The following is a 20,192-nucleotide window of genomic DNA, read 5'->3' as shown; positions in this document are numbered from 1 at the left end:
TTCGGGCATTTGCCGCAGTTCACAAGTGGTTTTCCCGTTTCCTGTAGGTCAGCCCGTAAACGCGTCGGTCAGAACACTCAGTTCGCTGCCAAAGTCTGTCTGGGCATCGCTACCCAACAGCATGAAACCATAGCCATCATTCGCCCATGTCGCGGTTGCAAGGCCGCTTAGAACCGCAAGATTTACATCCTTCGCCGGGGCACCCGAACCCTGCCGGATCACACAAAACGCAACGGGCGCGCCCTGCGCGTCGGCAAAGACGATCTGTATTAAAGGTTTGCCTTTGAACATAAGCACCTGAGCGCGTTTCAGGTCCAGTCCAGGCAGGTTTTCCAGCACATCGCGGTTCAGAGATCGACCCAGCTGGGCCTCGGCCTGTGCAAACTGCGTGTCCAGCTTTTGCGGAGAATTGTCCAGATCAGCAATGGTATCAGGTGAATAAAGCGACTGATAGATCGCAGCCTGCTCTGCCCAGCCCAAAGCCTTTGGTCGTGTCGCCCAGAAGGTGGCAGAAATCGCGATGACAGCAACCGAAGCTGCGACGGCGAGCAAACGGAATGCTCCGGCATTGGACTGCGGAGCGGTCGGCGTGGGTAGGTCAATCGATGGGGCCTCAACCGGAATGCCCTCAAAAACCTGCTGCACGACAGGGGCAAACGGGTCTAGCGCCATAAGGCGAGATTCAACAGCCGGATCATCGGCCACCGCGTCTTCGATGGCGCGGGCTTCGGCCTCATCGAGGTTGCCCTCCAGATAGGCCAGAAGTGTTTCGTCGGAGAAATTCATTTGCCACCCCGTCGAACGCAGTCAGCCACATCGTGCTGCATAGCGGTTTTCAGTTTTTGCCGGGCATTGGACAACCGGCTCATGATTGTGCCGATAGGAACATCCAGCATAGCCGCGGCTTCGCGGTAGCTATACCCTTCAACAAATACAAGCATCACGGTCTCACGTTGCGCCTCTGGCAGTTGCATCACTTCTGTAAACACCTGAGTCGCGAAAATATTCGTTTCTGAATCGGTATTGTGCGCGATCAGCTCCGCCTCGGGCGTGACCGATAAAGCTTGTGCCTTGCGCACGGACCGCGCCCGTATCTCATTCAGCCAGATCGAACGGCAGATTGTCATCAGCCAACTGTCCAACCGCTCAAAGGACGTGACCTGATGGTGCTTCTCCAATGCCCGCAAGGCCGTTGCCTGCAGCAGATCGTCCGCTACATCCGACGCGCCTGACAAAGCCAGCGCAAACCGCCAGACCCGTTTTGAATGGGTCTGGATCGCGCTGCGTACGGCTTGTTCAGTACTCATCTCAACACTCATCGAATAAATCGTGACCTGTGTGTGTTTGCTTTGACAGGGGGCCGGACCCGCTTGGTCTGAATTGACATAGAATCTGGAGGAAATAAATGAAACTTCTATTCAAAGCATTCACGATTGCGTCGGCATTTGTTGCAAGTCCGGTGTTGGCCGCAGATTGGACCTTGAACCCGGACACGTCTCATCTGGCCTATGGCACCGTCAAGATCGACGATGTGGGCGAGGTCAATTCCTTCACCAGTCTTTCGGGCCATGTCAGCGATGACGGCAAGGTCGAGATCGATATCGATCTGTCCTCGGTCGAGACGAATATCGACATTCGTAACGAGCGGATGATCGAATATGTGTTCCGCAAGGCGGCGACAGCGACTCTGACCGCCGAAATCGATATGGATGAGGTGTCCAAGCTGGAAGTGGGTGCAAGCACCACTATCGAAGTTGATGCCACGCTTTCGCTGGTCGGGACAGATGTGAACTTCTACACCGACATGTTCATCCTGCGCCTGTCGGAAAGTTCGGTCATGGTTTCAACCAACGACATGGTATTCATCAGCACCGAGGACGCGGACGTTTCAACGGGTGTCGACAAGCTGATGGAACTTGCGCAGCTTCCCAACATCACCCGTACGGTGCCAGTGACCGCACGGTTGATGTTCACTCAGGACAGCTAAACCCGATGATACAAATTGGGTGCTTTGGGTATCGGCCCAATTCGGGTCCAACCTATGCACCCCATGTATCGCGCAACCGATAGCCACCCGGCCAAGGGTCGTCAGGGTCCAACATGTGCTGGTGAATGCCAGTGATCCACCCCCGCCCCGAGATCTCAGGTGTGATCGCCACGCGCCCGTTCAGATCATGCTGATCCACGATACGGCAGCGAAACTCACTATCGATGACCGAGCGCGCATGATAGCGGTCGGTCATCGCCATCTGCCCCTTCGCCAGTAAAACTGCCATTCGGGCTGAAGCCCCGGTGCCGCAGGGGGAACGGTCCAGCTTACCCGGTTTGATGGCGACGGTATTTCGACCTGTCAGTATATCGCCATCACGGTCAAGCGGACCTGCGATCTGGCAGAATGAAATATGATTCCAGTCCTTGGTGGGGTGATTGAACCCAAGCTGTTCATTGGCGGCATCGGTGATGTGCGCCCCCATCCGTGCCAGATCAGCGCCTTCATCTGGGGCCAATCCAAAGCCCAGATCAACCGCGTCAACGATTACGAAACTATCGCCACCAAACGCGGTATCCACCCGAAGGGTTCCGATCCCCTCAACTTCGATCCGGGCATCTAGCTTACCGACGAAACTTGGCACGTTTTGCACAAAGATACGTTCTGCTTTGCCATTGCGGCATTCGGCGCGGACACGGACGAGCCCTCCGGGCGCCTCAAGCGTCAGATGAGTTTCAGGCTCGACCACCGGAAGAATGCCACTGTCCAGTAAAACCGTCGAAACGCAGATTGAGTTGGAGCCGGACATCGGCGGCGTATCTTCCGGCTCCATGATGATGAAAGCCGCATCAGCCTCGGGGTTTTTGGGTGGCACCAGCAGATTTACATGACGAAAGACACCCCCGCGAGGTTCATTCAACATAAAATCCCGTAATGTCTGGTCTTCGGCGATAAAGGTCCTCTGATCCCATAGGGTTTCCCCCGGCGGCGGGGCAACGCCCCCGACGATGACATCTCCCACCTCGCCCTCTGCATGGGCCGAGATCACATGAATGGTTTTGGAACTGCGCATTGGGCCTCCTAGGAAACGGTCTAAGCGCAGTCATTCAAATCAGACGGCGACTGGCAAGACCTAACGCAGCCGCAGACCTGTTTCGGGATCGAATAACATCGCCCGCTCGGGGCGGACGGATATCCCGATACGCTCGCCAGTTGTGCTGCGCTGGTCGTCCCGCTCTTCCACAATCAACTTATCGCCATTGGGTGTCAGCAGATATGAATAGGACACGCCACCAAGCGCTTCGGTCAGATCGACCGTGCAGGTATCACCGTTTCGATCCACATAAACATGCTCGGGGCGAATGCCCAGCGTCACCTTCGTGGCACCACTGGGCACACTTTCGGTCACAGGAATGGAATCGGTCAGCGCGGGATGTCGCACGGTGCCATCCACGATATCGCAGTCCAGGAAGTTCATGGCAGGGGAGCCGATGAAACCAGCCACAAACTTATTGTCAGGGTTACGATACAGGTCCATGGGCGCACCCACCTGTTCGATCCGACCGTCGCGTAAAACCACGATCTTGTCGGCCATGGTCATCGCCTCGACCTGATCATGGGTAACATAGATCATCGTCGCGCCGATTTCCTGATGAAGCCGCGCAATCTCAACCCGCATTTCAACACGTAGTTCAGCATCAAGGTTCGAAAGGGGCTCGTCAAACAGGAATACCTCGGGGCCGCGCACGATGGCACGCCCGATGGCTACCCGCTGACGCTGACCGCCAGACAGCGCCTTTGGTTTGCGTTTCAGGTACTGGTCGAGTTTCAGGATATTCGACGCCTCTTGTACCTTGCGGTCAATCTCGGCTTTGGGAACCCCGTTCATGCGCAGACCAAAACCCATATTCTCGGCCACTGTCATGTGCGGGTACAGCGCGTAGGTCTGGAACACCATCGCCACACCACGCTTGGCAGGGTCCACATGCGTGACTTCGCGCGAACCGATATGAATTTCCCCATCCGAGGTCTCTTCCAGTCCCGCAATCATCCGCAACAGCGTGGACTTGCCACAGCCTGATGGTCCGACGAACACACAGAACTCACCATCTTCGATCTGCAGATCAATTCCATGAATGACCTGAGTTTGGCCATACCGTTTGATCGCGCCTTTCAGGGTTACACCTGTCATGTTGCTTGCATCCTATTTTGTTGGTCCTCAGGGAACCGCCATGCCTGTGCTTTTGTGCCGATTTGTTCAGCGACTCGCCGAACGCGGGGCACCCAGGTTTCCAACTGCTCGAAATCCATTCGTCCGGTCGATCCTGTCACCGAAAGTGCACCCAACATGCGGCCCCCAGTGGTCAGAATCGGACAGGCGATGCAGATGATGCCGGGCTCATGCTCTTCATCATCCACCGCATACCCCCGGTTGCGGATCAGTTCGATATCAGCCCGTAACGCCTTGGCCGAGGTCAGCGTCTTGTCGGTGAACCGATGGAAACTCTGTTGTGAGATCGTCTTTTCCAGCTGCGCTTCGTCCAGATAGGCCATCATCGCCTTGCCGACACCGGTACAATAGGCCGGGCCGACCTTGCCGGCCTCTGAGTACATCTCGATCGGTCGTTGCGCATTGCGTTTGTCCACGTAAAGCACCTGTCCGGAATCAAGCTGCGCCAGATGAACGGTTTCGCCGGTCTCTTGGCTGAGCGCGTCCAGATACGGGCGCGCGATCGGCGCTAGTGAGCTTTGCGTCCATGCGGAATGCGCCAGCCGCACCAATCGCATCCCCGGCGAATACGTTTGCCGTTCCGGTTCATAATGCAGCATGCCTTGATTGGTCAGCGATTGCAGAAATCGGTACAGCGTCGCCTTGGGGAACGCGCTGCTTTCCAACAACTCCCCAAACCGCACCGGCCGCTCGAACGCTGCGACCTGTTCCAGCACGTCACATGCTTTTCCTATTGTTCCGTCACCTGCCACGGGTGCCTGTTCTCCTCCACTTTCCCCCGGCCTTGGGCACGAGGGTCTTGACAAGACTAGCCGAGTCGATGTGTAGTTTTCAATATATAAAACTAGGTTTCAATAAATGGAACCGATATGGAAGCTTAAGGGAGGAAACTATGCATTCCATGTTCAAGCGCACCGCGGTCGCGTTGGCCGCCAGTGTTGCACTTGCTGCGCCAGTTGCGGCTGAGCTGACCGGCGAGCTGCGAATCTTCCTCGATACATCCAACCCGGCGCCGCGCGCGACGATGGAAGCGATGATCGAGCGGTTCGCGGCCGAGCACCCCGGGTTGGAAATCGAAACCACGGTGATCGACCGTGAGGCCTATAAGACCCAGATCCGCAACTTTCTGACGGCGGACACACCGGACGTTGCGACATGGTACGCCGCCAACCGGATGAAGCCGTATGTCGAGGCGGGTCTGTTCGAAGACGTGTCGGACCTATGGGCCGAGCCCGAAATCGCCGATAATCTGGCATCCACCAAAGGCGCGATGACCATAGACGGCAAGCAATGGGGTGTACCCTACACCTACTACCAGTGGGGCGTTTACTACCGCAAAGACATCTTTGACGAGCTGGACCTGACCGAGCCCACCACTTGGGAAGAAGAGCTGGCCAACTGCCAGAAAATCGTCGATTCAGGCCGCGCGTGCTATACCATCGGCACCAAGTTCCTGTGGACTGCAGGTGGCTGGTTTGACTACCTGAACATGCGCACAAATGGGTTCGATTTCCACAACCAGCTCGCCAATGGCGAAATCAGCTGGGAGGACGACCGGGTTAAGCAGACGTTCGCCAACTGGAAGCAGTTGATCGACATGGGCGCGTTCATCGACAACCACCAGACCTATAGCTGGCAAGAAGCGCTGCCCTTTATGGTCAACGGTGAAGCGGCGGCCTATCTGATGGGCAACTTCGCCGTGGCACCGCTGCGCGAAGCCGGTCTGAGCGATGACCAAATCGACTTCTACCAGTTCGTTGCCATCAACCCTGATGTCGAATTGGCAGAAGACGCGCCGACGGATACGTTCCACATCCCTGCCAATGCCTCGAACAAGGAAGCCGCTCGTGAGTTCCTGCGTTTCGCAGTATCCGCAGACGAACAGACCGAGATCAACAACGGTGCCAACCTCGGCCAATTGCCTGTGAATGCGCAGTCTGCGGTGGATGAGGACAAGTTCCTGCAGCAGGGCTTTGCCATGCTGTCGTCCAACAGCCCCGGCGGTGTTGCTCAGTTCTGGGACCGTGACGCGCCGGCAGAAATGGCCAAGGCTTCAATGGAAGGCTTCCAAGAATTCATGGTCAAGCCGGACAACGCTGACCGTATTCTGGCCAAGCTGGAGCGTGCGCGCCAACGCATCTACGACAACTGATTTGGCATGGGCCGGGCTTTAGCCCGGCCTACGTCACCCGCAATTGTAGGGTGGGCATCAACCCGCCTTACCCCCCACCAGACCCGAGATGTTCCATGACCGCAGCCGTTGACGCCCCAGAACAAGAAAGCTGGTTCCATAGAAATCAACAGCGCATCGCGCCGTGGTTGTTCCTGGCCCCCGGCCTGCTCTTTTTCATGGTCTATGTGATCATCCCCGTATTTCAGTCCTTCAACCTGTCCCTCTATGAATGGGACGGCTTGGGAGCGGCAGAATATGTTGGCTTTCGCAACTACGAGGACCTCTATTGGGAATTGTACGACCGGGATGCGTTCTATATTTCGCTGAAAAACAACCTGATCTGGCTGATCCTATATCTGGCCGCGATCCCTGCGGGACTGTTCATCGCGCTATTCCTGAACCAGACGGTTTGGGGCATCCGCCTGTATAAGTCTTTGTTCTTCTTTCCATTCGTCATCTCTCAGGTCGTCGTTGGCCTTGTCTTTACGTGGTTTTACGATCCAACTTTCGGCCTACTGAACGAATTCCTCGGGTTCTTTGGCCTCGGCCCGCTGAACGTGCTGGGCGACGAACGGTTCGTAACCTATGGCATCATCTTCGCTGGCCTCTGGCCACAAACCGCTTATTGCATGATCCTGTATCTGACTGGCCTGAACGCTGTGGACCCCGAACAGATCGAGGCCGGACGTCTGGACGGGGCTAAAAGCTGGCGGATGCTGTGGCACATCATTCTGCCGCAACTGCGCCCTGCAACGTTCATCGCCTTCGTCGTGACCATCATTGGCGCGCTACGTAGCTTCGACCTTATTTCGATCATGACACAAGGTGGACCGTTTGGATCATCCCGCGTGCTGGCCTATTACATGTTCGAGGTCGCCTTGTCCGAATACGGTTTCCGCATGGGTTACGGAGCAGCCATTGCGGTGATCCTGTTCCTCATCATGCTCTGCTTCATCGCCTATTTCCTCTGGTCGATGTACCGCGAAGAGAAGGGGCACTAAGATGTTTCCCAAACCCATCGAAAAACAACCCCGCGCTGCCCAGATTACCTATCAGGCGATGCTGCCACTGGCCTTGCTTTTATGGCTTGGCCCCTTGCTGGCAGTTGCGCTGTTTTCGGTCAAACCTGCTGCCGACTTCACCAATGCGAATTACTGGGGAATGCCATCCAGCTTTGAGGGCGCGTTCAACTACGGGCAAGTCTTTTTTAACTCGGACATGCCGCGCTATCTGTTGAATTCGTTCCTGATTACAGTTCCAACCGTGATCGGAGCCGTGGCGCTCAGCTGCATGACCGGGTTCGCGTTGGGAATCTACAAGTTCAAATCGAACCTTTGGATTTTCTTCATGTTTGTAGCGGGCAACTTCGTGCCCTTCCAGATCCTGATGGTTCCGGTACGCGACCTGACGCTGCAATTGGGTCTCTACAATACCAAAACCGGGCTGGTCTTGTTCCACATTGCGTTTCAAACGGGTTTCTGCACGCTGTTCATGCGCAACTTCATCCGCGCCCTGCCATTCGAGTTGATCGAAGCAGCGCGGGTGGAGGGCATCAGCGAATGGCGCATCTTCTGGTACGTCGTCTTACCGCTGATGAAGCCTGCGATTGCAGCACTCAGCGTATTGATCTTCACTTTCATCTGGAACGATTATTTCTGGGCCGTTGTCCTGACCCAAGGGGCCGAGAGCCAGCCAGTGACGGCCGGTATCACCAGCTTCAACGCGCAGTTCCGCGCCGCCTACCAGCTGATGAGTGCCGGCTCCATCGTGGCAGCACTACCACCCGTGGCTATGTTCTTCCTGATGCAAAAACACTTCATCGCGGGCCTGACCCTCGGTGCCGTGAAATAACGTCAAACCAGAGGTTTGTCTCATGACCAAGATCACCTTTGTTGGTGCGGGTTCCACGATTTTCATGCAAAATATCGTGGGCGATGCCCTGCTCACCCCCGCCTTGGCGGATAGTCACTTTGCACTGATGGATATTGATCCGGTACGCTTGGCCGAAAGTGAGGCCGTGGCCAAAGCCATGATCCGCTCTGTAGGTACGGGCGCGACTGTATCAACCCACACTGATCGTCGCGCTGCGCTCGACGGAGCGGATTTCGTGATCACTGCCTTTCAGGTTGGTGGGTACGAACCTTGCACAGTGACGGATTTTGAAATTCCAAAGCAATACGGCCTGCGCCAGACAATCGCAGATACGCTGGGTGTCGGCGGCATCATGCGGGGCTTGCGCACCGTGCCGGTCCTGTGGGGTGTCGCGCAAGACATGATGCAGCTGTGCCACAATGCGACGCTTTTGCAATATGTAAATCCCATGGCCATCAACACCTGGGCCCTGGCCGAGCGCTTTCCCACGTTAAAACACGTGGGTCTATGCCATTCCGTCCAGAACACGGTTGAAGAACTGGCGCATGATCTTGACCTGTCCAAGGGCAACATTCGCTATAAAGTCGCCGGAATAAACCACGTCGCCTTTTTCCTTAAGCTCGAATACGAGGGCCGCGATCTATATCCCGCATTGCGTCAAGGTTACCGCGCAGGATACCTCCCGAAGCCACCGCTGCTGATGCCGCGGTGTCCGAACAAGGTTCGGTACGAAGTGATGGATCATCTTGGGTTCTTCTGCACTGAAAGTTCTGAACATTTTGCGGAATATGTTCCTTGGTTTATCAAAGCGGGGCGCCACGATCTGATCGAACAGTTCAGCATCCCGCTGGACGAATATCCAAGTCGCTGTGTGGAACAGGTTGCCAACTGGAAGGAGCAAGCCAAAACTCTGACCGATGGCCGTAACATTGAGGTAAGCCGCAGCCACGAATTTGCTGCCGATCTGATGAACGCAATCGTCACAGATACGCCTTATACCGCTTATGGCAATCTGCCAAATACAGGTCAGATTCCCCAGCTACCTTTGGGCGCTGCGGTTGAAACCCCTTGCTTGATCGATGCAAACGGTGTCCAACCCTCGGTGGTCACGGAAATCCCACCTCAACTGATTGCCTTGATGCGAACGCAGATCAATGTGCAAGAGCTGACGGTTCGCGCGCTGACCGAAGAAAACTCTGAATACATCTATCACGCCGCCATGATGGATCCGCATACCGCAGCCGAGCTTGATCTTCGGCAAATTCGAAACCTTGTGACCGATTTGCTATCCGCCCATGGTGACTGGCTACCTGACTGGTGCCAACCCGCCCGGGCGGCCTAGTCTTAATCTGTTCAAAAGAACTCAATTCCAACACCAGCCAGAAACGCAGAGCCAAAATGACAAAGAAACGCCGTTCACAACATTGGTACGGGAAACTCGATAAAGACGGGTTCATCCACCGATCCTGGATGAAAAATCAGGGCTTTCCAGACCACGCTTTTGACGGGCGGCCCGTCATTGGCATCTGCAATACATGGTCAGAACTGACGCCCTGCAATTCGGGTCTTCGTGATCTGGCCGAAGGCGTCAAGCGTGGCGTTTGGGAGGCTGGCGGCTTCCCGGTTGAATTCCCGGTGATGAGCCTGGGTGAGACACAAATGAAGCCCACCGCCATGCTGTTCCGCAACCTTTTGGCAATGGATGTTGAAGAGTCCATTCGCGCTTATGGCATTGACGGCGTCGTCCTTCTGGGCGGATGTGACAAGACAACTCCGGGTCAGTTGATGGGCGCAGCTTCAGTTGATCTTCCATCAATCGTCGTCAGCTCGGGCCCGATGCTGAATGGTAAATACCGGGGGCAGGATATCGGTTCGGGCACTGACGTCTGGAAATTTTCAGAAGCTGTCCGAGCAGGGGAAATGACCTTGCAGGATTTCATGAATGCGGAATCCGGTATGTCGCGCAGCGCAGGGGTTTGCATGACGATGGGTACCGCCAGCACCATGGCCTCGCTGGTTGAAGCGATGGGAATGAGCTTGCCCACCAACGCCGCCCTGCCCGCCGTTGACGCACGCCGCATGGCGCTGGCACATCTGACCGGCAAACGAATTGTCGAGATGGTGGATGAGGACCTTAAGCCATCGGACATTCTGACAAAACAAGCGTTCGAAAATGCCATCCTCGCAAACGCCGCCGTTGGTGGGTCGACCAATGCGGTCATCCATCTTCTCGCACTCGCGGGTCGTTTGGGCATTGATCTGACGTTGAAAGATTTTGAAATCGGGTCCGAGATTCCCCTGCTTGTGAACTGCATGCCTTCGGGCAAATACCTGATGGAGGATTTCTGTTATGCAGGCGGTGTACCCGTGGTTCTGTCCGAACTAAAACCCTTTCTGCGTCCAGCAAAAACGGTATTGAACAAGGACATCTCAGCCCATTACGAAGGCGCTGAATGCTACAATCCGGATGTAATCCGACCCTTTGATGACCCGGTAAAACCTGCCGCGGGCCTGCGTGTCTTGCGCGGGAACCTTGCGCCCAACGGGGCCATCGTTAAGCCCTCGGCCGCTACCGACGCGTTGTTAGAGACCGAAGCCGAAGCTTACGTTTTCGAAAGCATCGAAGACCTGAAAGCCAATATCGACCGCGACGATCTGCCGGTGACACCTAACACGATACTGGTCCTCAAAGGCTGTGGCCCCAAGGGATATCCGGGCATGCCCGAGGTTGGCAACATGCCTATCCCCGCCAAGCTGGTGAAGGAGGGTGTGCGCGATATGATCCGAATCTCAGACGCGCGTATGTCTGGAACCGCCTTCGGAACGGTCGTTCTGCATGTCAGCCCCGAGGCTCAGGCCGGTGGCACGTTGGCCTTGGTTAAGACCGGCGACCGCATCCGTGTATCTGCCAGCAATGGCGAACTGGAACTGCTTGTCGACGAAAAGGAACTGGACGCCCGCCGCGCCCTATGGCAACCGGACGATCCGCATTATACGCGCGGTTATGCAAAACTATATATCGACCATGTGTTGCAGGCTGATCGCGGTGCTGATCTTGATTTCCTTGTCGGTAAAGACACGCGCCTTGTGACGAGAGAGAGCCACTGATGGATCAACTTGCTTCATTTCACGACCTGCGCGGCGCGTCAGTATATATTACAGGCGGCGGATCAGGAGTTGGCGCAGCTCTGACCGACGGCTTCATGGGACAAGGCGCCAATGTCGCCTTTATCGGCCGCTCCGATGCCAGCGCTTTTGTCGATCAGATGCGCGATAAACATGGCCGCGCTCCCTTGTTTTTGCAGGGTGACATGACGGACACCGAGCTGTTGCATGCCACCATGGCAAAAGCAGCCGAAGTCCACGGCCCGCTGAATGTGCTGGTCAACAATGCCGCCAATGACAAACGCCACTCGCTGGAAGAAACCACGCCCGACTTTTGGGACTGGATGATCGAGGTGAACCTCAAAGCCTACTACTTCACCTGCCAGGAAGCTGCGCGCCAGATGAAGGACAAAGGTGGTTCGATCATCAATTTCAGTTCGATCAGCTACTTGATGGGGAATGCCGGTTATCCGATCTACACCAGTTCGAATGCGGCGATCACCGGTATGACACGCTCTTTGGCGCGCGAGCTTGGGCCACAAAGAATCCGCGTCAACGCGTTGGCGCCGGGATGGGTACTGACGCAGAAACAGCTGGATATGTGGGCCACGTCAGAAGATTTGGCCGCGCATCTGGACCGCCAATGCCTGAAAGAGCATTTGATACCCGAAGACATGATCGCACCAACCCTATTTTTGGCTTCGGATGCCAGCCGCGCAATGACGGGTCAATGTATGGTCGTCGATGGTGGCGTGGTGACAACGGGGTGACGCTATGAATGTCGAGTGGATCGCTGTCGATTGGGGAACATCTCATTTGCGGGCCTGGGCCATGCAAGGCGAAAGCGTTCTGACCCAGACCGCGTCGCAGGATGGCATGTCGCGCACAGCGGGTGGCGATTTCCAGGCCGCGCTGCTGGCTCTAATCGAAGATTGGCTGCCCGGGAAACCGGTAGACGTGATCGCCTGCGGAATGGTTGGTGCACGGCAGGGTTGGGTCGAGGCCCCGTATTCCGCAGTGCCGTCCGAGCCAATCCCAGTTGTGCCGTTCCGTGTTCCAAATACTGATCCACGCATTCGGGCCTTCGTGGTGCCGGGGCTCAAGCAGAATAACCCGCCCGATGTAATGCGCGGTGAAGAAACGCAGATCGCGGGTTTTCTCAGTACGCATCAGAATTGGGATGGTGTCATTTGTCTGCCCGGCACTCATACGAAATGGGCGCAGATCAGTGCAGGTGAGGTCGTTAGTTTCCGCACCTTTATGACCGGTGAATTGTTTGACCTGCTGCGGGGGCAATCCGTTCTGCGTCATTCCATCGACGACGGATGGGATGACGCGAGTTTTGCCGATGCCGTATCCGATACGCTGTCGAAGCCTGAACAACTTGCAGCACGACTCTTTGGGTTGCGTGCCGCAGATTTGCTACATGGTCAGAACAAAAGCATCGCGCGCGCCCGGCTTTCAGGGCTCTTGATCGGTGCAGAACTTTCCGCATCGCGGCCCTATTGGTTGGGTCAGCAATTGGCTGTCATCGGCTCAGAGGGTTTAACCAACGCATACGCGACCGCTCTGCAGCAGCAGGGTGCGCTGGTTGAGACTGCAGACGCCACCGCCACAACTATTGCGGGGCTGGCACAAGCCAGAACATTGACGAGGCAAACAGCATGAGCCGTCCCATTATCGCCATCCTGCGCGGGTTGACACCCGATGAGGCAAAGCCGGTCGGGCACGCTCTGGTGCAAGCGGGCATAGACCGGATCGAAGTACCACTGAACTCTCCTGATCCGTTGGAAAGCATCCGTATCCTCGTCTCAGAGATCGGGGATCGGGCTCTTGTCGGAGCTGGTACTGTGCTGACCACCGATCAGGTTGAAGCGGTTGCAAATGTAGGTGGAAAACTGATCGTTTCGCCAAACTGCGATGTGTCCGTAATCCGGCGATCCGTTGCGCTTGAGGTGCAAACCTGGCCCGGTGTTTTCACCCCAACCGAAGCCTTCAGCGCATTACAGGCCGGGGCCACAGGGCTGAAACTGTTCCCCGGATCGATGGCCGGAACCGCAGGGCTGGCTGCGATGCGCGCCATTCTGCCACCGGGCACTCAGGTCTATGCGGTAGGTGGTGCAGGCCCTGAGAATTTCGATCAATGGATCAGGGCAAGCGCTGATGGCTTCGGGATCGGATCAGCGATTTTTAAGCCGGGAATGTCGGTTGCTGAAATATCGGATCGCGCCCAACAGATTGTGGCTGCTTTCGACGAGGCTGTCAGATGAGTCACGTTTACGATGACCGCCCCTGCGAACTTGGCGAGGGGCCATTGTGGCACCCTGAGCGAAAGCAGCTTTTCTGGTTCGACATCATCGGCAAACGCCTGATGTCCCGAAAAAAAGATAAACCACAGGTGTGGGAATTCAAAGAACATGTCTCCACCGCCGGATGGGTTGACCACGACACGCTGATGATCGCATCAGAGACCGGCCTTTGGCGCTTTGGGCTGACAAGCCACACCATAGACCTGATTGTCCCGCTTGAGGCCGACAATCCTGTGACCCGATCCAACGATGGCCGCGCCGATCCGTGGGGCGGGTTCTGGATTGGCACCATGGGCAAACAGGCGGAAGCTGGGGCCGGATCAATCTATCGCTTTTGGAAAGGCGAACTGCGGCCATTGGTACGAGACGTAACCATCACAAACGCGATCTGCTTTGCACCAGATAGCTCCTGTGCCTACTACAGTGATACCGTCACCGGACAGGTCATGCGCTGGGAGCTAGACGCCGAAACAGGCTGGCCCATTGGGGACGCTGCTGTATTCCTCGATCTAAAGAATGAAGGTCTGAACCCGGACGGAGCGGTTGTTGATCGCGGCGGTAATATCTGGATCGCCCAATGGGGGGCCAGCCGGGTTGCTGCTTATTCCCCGGGCGGTCAATTCCTGAAAACCGTCGGTTTCGACGCAGAACACACCTCTTGTCCAAGCTTTGGCGGTAATGATCTGACCACACTGTTCTGCACCACCGCCCGACAGGGGCTGGAGACGGACGCGTTAATACAAACCCCAACAAACGGTATGACCTTCGCCGCGTCAGATGTCGGGCAAGGTCAGGCGGAGCACAGAGTTATCCTATGAAGGCAGAACTTGGCGTCTGTTATTACCCCGAACACTGGCCCGAAGAGAATTGGGCCAAGGACGCAGCGCGCATGATCGAGACCGGCCTGACATGGGTGCGGATCGGAGAGTTTGCCTGGAGCTGGATGGAGCCCACGCCGGGCGATCTGCAATTTGACTGGTTGGATCGCGCGATTGAGGCCTTAGGCTCTGCTGGCTTGAAGATTGTGTTGGGCACCCCGACCGCAACGCCACCGCGTTGGATGTTGGACAAGCTTCCCGAGATGCTGGCTGTTGATGCCTATGGTAATCCACGTAAATTTGGCTCGCGCCGACATTATTGTTTTAGCCATCCCGGCTATGTCGACGAATGCAAGCGCATCGCACAGCTTATGGGTCGACGCTATGGCCACAACCCGCATATCGCCGCATGGCAGATCGACAATGAATATGGATGTCATGACACGACGCTCAGCTATAGCGATGCAGCTCTAAAGGCGTTTCGTCGCTGGCTTTCGGATCGCTACGGATCGATTGAGGCACTGAACGCCGCGTGGGGTAATGTGTTCTGGTCGATGGAGTACAACAGCTTCGATCAGATAGAGTTTCCGAACCTGACCGTGACCGAACCCAACCCGGCGCATGTCCTGGCGTTTCGACGATTCAGCTCGGATCAGGTGGTGGCGTTCAACAAAGCTCAGGTCGATGTGTTGCGGCCCCTGACGGATGTCCCTTTGCTGCACAACTACATGGGCCGCGTACTGGATTTCGATCATTTTGATGTTGGAGATGATCTGGATATCGCCACGTGGGACAGCTACCCGATCGGTTTCCTGTCAGATCGGCTGGAGGCGGATGAGGCGCACAAAACCGCGTATCTGCAGCAGGGTGATCCTGACATGCAGGCCTTTCATCATGATCTGTACCGCGCTGTCGGCCACGGTCGCTGGTGGGTGATGGAACAGCAGCCCGGCCCGGTGAACTGGGCACCCTACAATCCAGCCCCCCTGCCCGGAATGGTGCGCCTTTGGTCGCTTGAAGCCGTGGCGCATGGGGCCGAAGTGGTCAGCTATTTCCGCTGGCGGCAGGCACCTTTCGGGCAAGAACAAATGCATGCCGGGCTATTGACCCCTGATGGTCATGACGCACCCGGCTTGGCCGAGGCGCGCCAGACCGCCGATGACCTGGCGGCGTTGGGTGAGATTCAAGCCGCGCGTGCGCCCGTAGCGATAGTATTCGACTATGCGTCAGATTGGGCGTGGGCAGCGCAGCCTCAGGGCGCAGGGTTCGATTACTTCAAGCTCGTATTCTCAGCCTATCGCGCGCTGCGACGTGCCGGGTTATCAGTGGATTTTGTTCCACCTACCAGAGTCGGCGAGGATCACTACAACCTGATTCTGACGCCGGGCGTGGCTGTATTGGGTGATCTTGAGCAGCGGCTGTTGCACGGCTGTGATCTGGCATTGCTGGGGCCGCGCTGTGGTGCGATCACTGAAGACTTTCAGATCCCTCAACAGGGGCGCCCCGGTCTTGGAGGGTTGAGCTGCCATGTTGACCTGATCGAAACCCTTCCACCCGGCGTGGCCCGTACAGTCGACGGAGGCGGCAGTGTGGAACACTGGGTCGAACGCATGTCAGGCACAGCCCGAAGCTTGCTGTCATTCGCCGATGGTACGCCGGCGTTGCAAGGCGAAGAACGACTTTGGTATCTGCCGGGTTTCCCGGATGAGGTTCTTTGGGATCGAGTCATTGCCATGGCCGCTCAGAAAACTGGCCTGACACTCCACCCGATGCCTACAGGACTACGGCGGCGCGAAACAAGGTCACATGAGGTGTTTATAAATTACAATGCACATCCAATAGCCTGGGATGACCTGCAGATTGAAGGCTGTGACGTTCAATTTAGAAAGCGCAACCCTGAGCAATCGTAAATCTAGATACCGCTAACATAACCTGATAGATGGCGTGACGCAGGTCATAGCTCCAACAGGTTGCTACAATGAAATACACCCGTTCAGACTTTCCCAAGGGGTTCCTTTTTGGTGCGGTAGGCCCCACCGATTTGGCAACCGGGTTAGACATGTCTCGTTTTTCGGTCCGTTGGATTGATATCCTGCCCGACGGGCGCGCGACCGATGCGGATGCCTTGGATCGCTTCGAGAAACGGATTGATCAAGTTCTGGCGCATGATCTACGACCGTGCGTTTTGCTAGATCACGCCGAGCTTCCCCCGGCGCTGAGCGACATCGGGGGTTGGCGCAATCGGGAGATGGCCGATTATTTTGCGCAATTTGCCGAAGCGATCGTCGCCCGAGCCGGGGATCGCATATTCAACATCTCAACATCAGGCCTGTCCACCGAGCAACCCGGTGATCCACGTACCGAAGCGCGCAGCCTGCATCATCAAACTCTTGCCCAAGGCTCTGCACGCCAAGCAATGCGGAGCTATGGGATGACCAATCTGGGTGCCGAGATTATGCTGCCAGACCCTGTGATGACTGAAGTGACCTTTAACAAGCGATACCCCGAGCTGTTGCTGGATCGATTGGAAATTCATCTACCCGGGAATTGGCAGGATGATTTTGCCACAATCGCTGAACCGATCGATTGGTGCGGTGTAACCATCGGAAAGAGCGATGATCTTGACCCGCTGATGCACATAGCGCTTGAAGACACCGAGGCTCTGCCGTTTTTCATGACCTTGGCCACGGGTACAGATTTAGACCCAGCCCATTATTTGGACACCGTTCAAAAAACTCTCGCTCGCGACTTTCCTCTCCGAGGGGCATTCATACAATCAGAGAATACAGCTGCAGTTGAAGTGCTCCAGGTGACCTTGAAACGCGGCAATCAGCCCTCCCCATGGGTTCGATCCAAAGAGGGGCTGCATGCGCATTGGAACCTGGTGGCCGATATCGGTGGCACCAATACCCGGTTGGGTGTCGTGACCGATGGGGAACTGACCGATCTTCGCAAACACCCTACAGGCACCCCGACTGATCTGCAGGATGCGCTACATAGCCTGTGCGACGAAATCGGTACCGAGCCGCGCGCAGTCGTTGCGGCTGGCGCTGGTCCAGTTCAGAATGGCACCATTCGCCTGACTAACGCCAATCTGGACCTGTCCGAGACCGAACTGGCCCGAGCCACCGGGGCGCACCATACCTTTGTAATCAACGATTTTACAGCTGCCGCTTGGTCCGTGGCCGAGATCACCGAGGGCAATGTTGAAGTGCTGCAAGGCGAGGCATCCCCTCCCCTCGGAACGCGGCTGGTTGTGGGACCGGGGACTGGACTGGGTGTTGGCGCCCTGCTCTATTCCGAAGGCCACTTTCATACGGTCTCTGGCGAGGGTGGCCATATGGGATTGTCGCCGCGTCACTTCGATGAGGTCGAAGTTTTCAATGCAGCGCGTCGGATCGCTCCTGAGTGTTTTTTTGATGATACTCTTGTAATTGAGGCCGAGATGTTTGTAAGCGGGACCGGGCTTCCGATCCTCTATCAAGCCATTGGAATGACCGAGGGTCAAACCAACACCTCAACCCGCTCAGCCAAAGACATTCTTCAGGCCGCACAAGACGGCTCGGACGCATGCGCTGTCAAAGCTGCGCGCATGTTTACCGAACATCTTGGGGCCATCATGGGTGATCTTGCAGTCGCACTTGTGCCTACCGGAGGGGTATTTCTCGTTGGTGGCGTAGCAGAGAAGAACCGCTGGCTATTTGGGCAAGATTTCTTGCGCGCCTTCAATGCTGGCGGGCGGTTCGATGATTTGCGGCGAGACTTTAATCTGTATGTCTCGGAACAGGATGAATTTGGCATTGTTGGCGCTAACAATTTCTGCAAGAATGCGCTCGCACGGTAGGCTCACCATGCGTTTTCTGACAGACAAAAGGAAAGCAGGATGATCCTGTGCTGCGGAGAAGCTTTGATCGACATGATCGCCGAACCAACGGTTTCTGGCGGGAAAGGGTTTGTTCCGCACTCAGGCGGTGCAATCTTCAACACCGCGATTGCATTGGGGCGACTTGGCATACAGACAGGGCTGTTGTCAGGTGTGTCTACAGATATGTTCGGGGAACAGCTGATCTCTGCTTTGCAGATTAGCCATGTGGCGACCACCCACGTTATCCGCTCGGACCGCCCAACCACGCTTGCTTTCGTGCAACTGAAAGACGGGAACGCCACATACAGCTTCATGGATGAGAACTCGGCAGGACGAATGCTCCGGCCCGAAGACATGCCGGATCAGCTACCAGGCGTATCAGCGTTGTATTTCGGCGGGATCAGCCTGGCTTGCGAACCCTGCGCCGATGCCTACGCTGCCTTGCTTGATCGTCATAGCGCGGATCGCGCCGTGATGTTGGACCCCAATATTCGCCCCGGGTTCATCAAGGATCAGACCCGGTATCGCACGCGCCTGAACCACATGATTGCGCAGGCGGACATAGTCAAGGTGTCTGACGAGGATCTGGATTGGATCATCCCCGGCCCCGAAAGTCATGCTGAGAAAATCCCACTGATGTTGCAGGCCGGACCATCTGTCGTTGTCGTGACCAAAGGTGGCGACGGCGCGACAGGCTATCTTTCCGATGGGGCAGAGGTTTCCGTGCCCGTCAAACAGGTTGAGGTTGTCGACACTGTCGGGGCCGGTGATACCTTTAATGCGGGCGTCCTGGCCGCGCTACACCAAGCCGATCATCTGAACAAATCCGCATTGCGCGCCCTGTCGGCAGGCAGTCTACACGATGCGTTGGAATTCGGGGCAAAGGTTGCAGCAGTTACCGTATCACGAGCCGGGGCAAATCCGCCTTGGTCGCAGGAGCTCTGACGTCAGGTATATCCTGAAGGCGGCTCCAATGGGCTGAAGTTCCTCTTTGGTTGAACAGGCACTTCCGATCGACGCATTCGCATTTCATCGTAAACACCTCCAGTGACCAAAAAACCGGCCCCTGGGTTGAGTTTGGGGCCGATTGTTTTGTGTGTTTTGGGCTGGGATTGCTGCTCTGGATCAGCTGCGCCCTTTCCAGGGGACCAGCCAGTTCTCGGCCTTTCGCATGAGGATGTCGATGCCATAGCCGATGACGCCGATCATCACGATCCCCATGATCACGATATCCGTCAGTTGGAACTTGGACGCGGCGATGATCATCATCCCGGCGCCTTTTTGCGCCGCGACCAGTTCCGCCGCAACAACCGTGCCCCAGCAGACCCCCATCGCAACCCGCGCTCCGGTGAAGATCTCAGGCAGCGAGTTCGGAACGATGACGTGCCGCATGATCTGCCATTTCGACGCCCCAAGCGAGTAGGCCGCATGAATCTTCGAGATATTCACCCCGGACACGCCCGCACGCGCGGCGATGGTCATGATCCACAAGGCCGCAAGGAACAGCAGAACAATCTTGCCGGTCTCCCAGATGCCAAACCAGATGATGACCAGAGGGATCAGCGCCAATGGCGGTACCGGACGCATGAACTCGACAATCGGATCAAACCAACCGCGGAACCAACCCGACAGACCCATGGCATAGCCCAGCGGAATACCCACCAGAGCCCCGGCAACGAAGCCGACAATCACCCGCAGTAGCGACCAGCCCAGATGCTGCCAGAGCGAGAAGTTCTGGTAGCCCTCGCGGGAAATCTCAAAGAACCGCGCGACAACGGTCTCTGGCGCAGGCAGCCAGATCGGGTTCATCTGCAAGCCCTGTCTGGGTGT

Annotated in this window: 19 protein-coding genes; 13 read left to right on the top strand and 6 right to left on the bottom strand. The window is 56.4% G+C overall.

Going from position 1 to position 20,192, the window contains the following annotated elements:
* Positions 1–48 precede the first annotated feature (48 nt).
* Positions 49–786 (bottom strand): hypothetical protein, encoded by a 738-nt coding sequence (locus Q1B46_RS13960; protein ID WP_299948963.1) that lies wholly within the window; start codon positions 784–786, stop codon positions 49–51.
* Complete coding sequence (locus Q1B46_RS13955) at positions 783–1,307, bottom strand: RNA polymerase sigma factor (protein ID WP_299665052.1); 525 nt, start codon at positions 1,305–1,307, stop codon at positions 783–785. Before Q1B46_RS13955 ends, Q1B46_RS13960 begins: the two co-directional genes overlap by 4 nt.
* Positions 1,308–1,405: 98 nt before the next feature.
* On the opposite strand from Q1B46_RS13955, the gene Q1B46_RS13950 reads away from it, so the two are divergent.
* Positions 1,406–1,987 (top strand): YceI family protein, encoded by a 582-nt coding sequence (locus Q1B46_RS13950; protein WP_299948961.1) that lies wholly within the window; start codon positions 1,406–1,408, stop codon positions 1,985–1,987.
* Between the two features lie 52 nt (positions 1,988–2,039).
* Here Q1B46_RS13950 and Q1B46_RS13945 read toward each other — a convergent pair whose 3' ends face one another.
* From Q1B46_RS13945 to Q1B46_RS13935, 3 genes are read right to left on the bottom strand one after another with little or no spacing between them, the layout of a single operon-like run.
* On the bottom strand, positions 2,040–3,062 hold the full coding sequence (locus Q1B46_RS13945; RefSeq protein ID WP_299948959.1) for a proline racemase family protein: 1,023 nt from the start codon (positions 3,060–3,062) through the stop codon (positions 2,040–2,042).
* A gap of 60 nt (positions 3,063–3,122) precedes the next feature.
* Complete coding sequence (ugpC, locus tag Q1B46_RS13940) at positions 3,123–4,181, bottom strand: sn-glycerol-3-phosphate ABC transporter ATP-binding protein UgpC (RefSeq protein WP_299948957.1); 1,059 nt, start codon at positions 4,179–4,181, stop codon at positions 3,123–3,125.
* The gene (locus Q1B46_RS13935) at positions 4,178–4,972 is read right to left on the bottom strand and encodes an IclR family transcriptional regulator (RefSeq protein WP_299948955.1); all 795 of its coding nucleotides are present in this window, start codon (positions 4,970–4,972) and stop codon (positions 4,178–4,180) included. The genes ugpC and Q1B46_RS13935 overlap by 4 nt, the downstream gene beginning before the upstream one ends.
* 140 nt (positions 4,973–5,112) lie before the next feature.
* Between Q1B46_RS13935 and Q1B46_RS13930 the strand changes: the two genes are divergently transcribed.
* The 12 genes from Q1B46_RS13930 (at position 5,113) to Q1B46_RS13875 (ending at position 19,307) form a co-directional block, all read left to right on the top strand.
* Entirely contained in the window at positions 5,113–6,372 is a 1,260-nt protein-coding gene (locus Q1B46_RS13930; RefSeq protein WP_299948953.1) for an extracellular solute-binding protein, read from the top strand.
* Positions 6,373–6,467: 95 nt separating this feature from the next.
* Positions 6,468–7,394, top strand: a complete 927-nt coding sequence (locus Q1B46_RS13925; RefSeq protein WP_299665033.1) for a sugar ABC transporter permease — start codon at positions 6,468–6,470, stop codon at positions 7,392–7,394.
* Position 7,395: 1 nt separating this feature from the next.
* Positions 7,396–8,244 carry a carbohydrate ABC transporter permease gene (locus tag Q1B46_RS13920; protein ID WP_299948950.1) on the top strand — a complete coding sequence of 283 codons (849 nt, stop codon included), beginning with the start codon at positions 7,396–7,398 and terminating at the stop codon, positions 8,242–8,244.
* 22 nt (positions 8,245–8,266) lie between these two features.
* Positions 8,267–9,607, top strand: coding sequence for an alpha-glucosidase/alpha-galactosidase (locus tag Q1B46_RS13915; RefSeq protein ID WP_299948948.1), 1,341 nt, complete (start codon positions 8,267–8,269; stop codon positions 9,605–9,607).
* 56 nt (positions 9,608–9,663) lie between these two features.
* Entirely contained in the window at positions 9,664–11,373 is a 1,710-nt protein-coding gene (locus Q1B46_RS13910) for an IlvD/Edd family dehydratase (RefSeq protein WP_299948946.1), read from the top strand.
* Positions 11,373–12,140: an SDR family oxidoreductase gene (locus Q1B46_RS13905; RefSeq protein WP_299948944.1), complete on the top strand. Its 768-nt coding sequence runs from the start codon at positions 11,373–11,375 to the stop codon at positions 12,138–12,140. Before Q1B46_RS13910 ends, Q1B46_RS13905 begins: the two co-directional genes overlap by 1 nt.
* Before the next feature lie 4 nt (positions 12,141–12,144).
* Positions 12,145–13,038 (top strand): 2-dehydro-3-deoxygalactonokinase, encoded by an 894-nt coding sequence (locus Q1B46_RS13900; protein ID WP_299948942.1) that lies wholly within the window; start codon positions 12,145–12,147, stop codon positions 13,036–13,038.
* Complete coding sequence (locus Q1B46_RS13895) at positions 13,035–13,640, top strand: 2-dehydro-3-deoxy-6-phosphogalactonate aldolase (protein ID WP_299948940.1); 606 nt, start codon at positions 13,035–13,037, stop codon at positions 13,638–13,640. The genes Q1B46_RS13900 and Q1B46_RS13895 overlap by 4 nt, the downstream gene beginning before the upstream one ends.
* A complete protein-coding gene (locus Q1B46_RS13890; protein ID WP_299948938.1) occupies positions 13,637–14,497 on the top strand; it encodes an SMP-30/gluconolactonase/LRE family protein in 861 nt (286 codons plus the stop codon). The genes Q1B46_RS13895 and Q1B46_RS13890 overlap by 4 nt, the downstream gene beginning before the upstream one ends.
* Positions 14,494–16,407, top strand: coding sequence for a beta-galactosidase (locus tag Q1B46_RS13885; protein WP_299948936.1), 1,914 nt, complete (start codon positions 14,494–14,496; stop codon positions 16,405–16,407). Before Q1B46_RS13890 ends, Q1B46_RS13885 begins: the two co-directional genes overlap by 4 nt.
* A gap of 68 nt (positions 16,408–16,475) precedes the next feature.
* Complete coding sequence (locus Q1B46_RS13880) at positions 16,476–18,341, top strand: family 1 glycosylhydrolase (protein WP_299948935.1); 1,866 nt, start codon at positions 16,476–16,478, stop codon at positions 18,339–18,341.
* 39 nt (positions 18,342–18,380) lie between these two features.
* Complete coding sequence (locus Q1B46_RS13875) at positions 18,381–19,307, top strand: carbohydrate kinase (RefSeq protein WP_299948933.1); 927 nt, start codon at positions 18,381–18,383, stop codon at positions 19,305–19,307.
* 180 nt (positions 19,308–19,487) lie between these two features.
* Here Q1B46_RS13875 and Q1B46_RS13870 read toward each other — a convergent pair.
* Positions 19,488–20,192, bottom strand: a 705-nt coding sequence (locus Q1B46_RS13870; RefSeq protein ID WP_299948931.1) for an ABC transporter permease subunit, incomplete at its 5' end; no start/stop codon positions are given.

The sequence above is a fragment of the uncultured Ruegeria sp. genome (assembly GCF_947500045.1).
Taxonomy (GTDB): domain Bacteria; phylum Pseudomonadota; class Alphaproteobacteria; order Rhodobacterales; family Rhodobacteraceae; genus Ruegeria.
Note: the sequence above shows the minus strand (reverse complement) of the source record. Positions and strands in the feature narration are given on the sequence as shown.

Coding starts and splice junctions, on each gene's coding strand:
- Q1B46_RS13960 (WP_299948963.1), bottom strand. CDS start 786: ATGAATTTCTCCGACGAAACACTTCTGGCCTATCTGGAGGGCAACCTC.
- Q1B46_RS13955 (WP_299665052.1), bottom strand. CDS start 1,307: ATGAGTACTGAACAAGCCGTACGCAGCGCGATCCAGACCCATTCAAAA.
- Q1B46_RS13950 (WP_299948961.1), top strand. CDS start 1,406: ATGAAACTTCTATTCAAAGCATTCACGATTGCGTCGGCATTTGTTGCA.
- Q1B46_RS13945 (WP_299948959.1), bottom strand. CDS start 3,062: ATGCGCAGTTCCAAAACCATTCATGTGATCTCGGCCCATGCAGAGGGC.
- ugpC (WP_299948957.1), bottom strand. CDS start 4,181: ATGACAGGTGTAACCCTGAAAGGCGCGATCAAACGGTATGGCCAAACT.
- Q1B46_RS13930 (WP_299948953.1), top strand. CDS start 5,113: ATGCATTCCATGTTCAAGCGCACCGCGGTCGCGTTGGCCGCCAGTGTT.
- Q1B46_RS13925 (WP_299665033.1), top strand. CDS start 6,468: ATGACCGCAGCCGTTGACGCCCCAGAACAAGAAAGCTGGTTCCATAGA.
- Q1B46_RS13920 (WP_299948950.1), top strand. CDS start 7,396: ATGTTTCCCAAACCCATCGAAAAACAACCCCGCGCTGCCCAGATTACC.
- Q1B46_RS13915 (WP_299948948.1), top strand. CDS start 8,267: ATGACCAAGATCACCTTTGTTGGTGCGGGTTCCACGATTTTCATGCAA.
- Q1B46_RS13910 (WP_299948946.1), top strand. CDS start 9,664: ATGACAAAGAAACGCCGTTCACAACATTGGTACGGGAAACTCGATAAA.
- Q1B46_RS13905 (WP_299948944.1), top strand. CDS start 11,373: ATGGATCAACTTGCTTCATTTCACGACCTGCGCGGCGCGTCAGTATAT.
- Q1B46_RS13900 (WP_299948942.1), top strand. CDS start 12,145: ATGAATGTCGAGTGGATCGCTGTCGATTGGGGAACATCTCATTTGCGG.
- Q1B46_RS13895 (WP_299948940.1), top strand. CDS start 13,035: ATGAGCCGTCCCATTATCGCCATCCTGCGCGGGTTGACACCCGATGAG.
- Q1B46_RS13890 (WP_299948938.1), top strand. CDS start 13,637: ATGAGTCACGTTTACGATGACCGCCCCTGCGAACTTGGCGAGGGGCCA.
- Q1B46_RS13885 (WP_299948936.1), top strand. CDS start 14,494: ATGAAGGCAGAACTTGGCGTCTGTTATTACCCCGAACACTGGCCCGAA.
- Q1B46_RS13880 (WP_299948935.1), top strand. CDS start 16,476: ATGAAATACACCCGTTCAGACTTTCCCAAGGGGTTCCTTTTTGGTGCG.
- Q1B46_RS13875 (WP_299948933.1), top strand. CDS start 18,381: ATGATCCTGTGCTGCGGAGAAGCTTTGATCGACATGATCGCCGAACCA.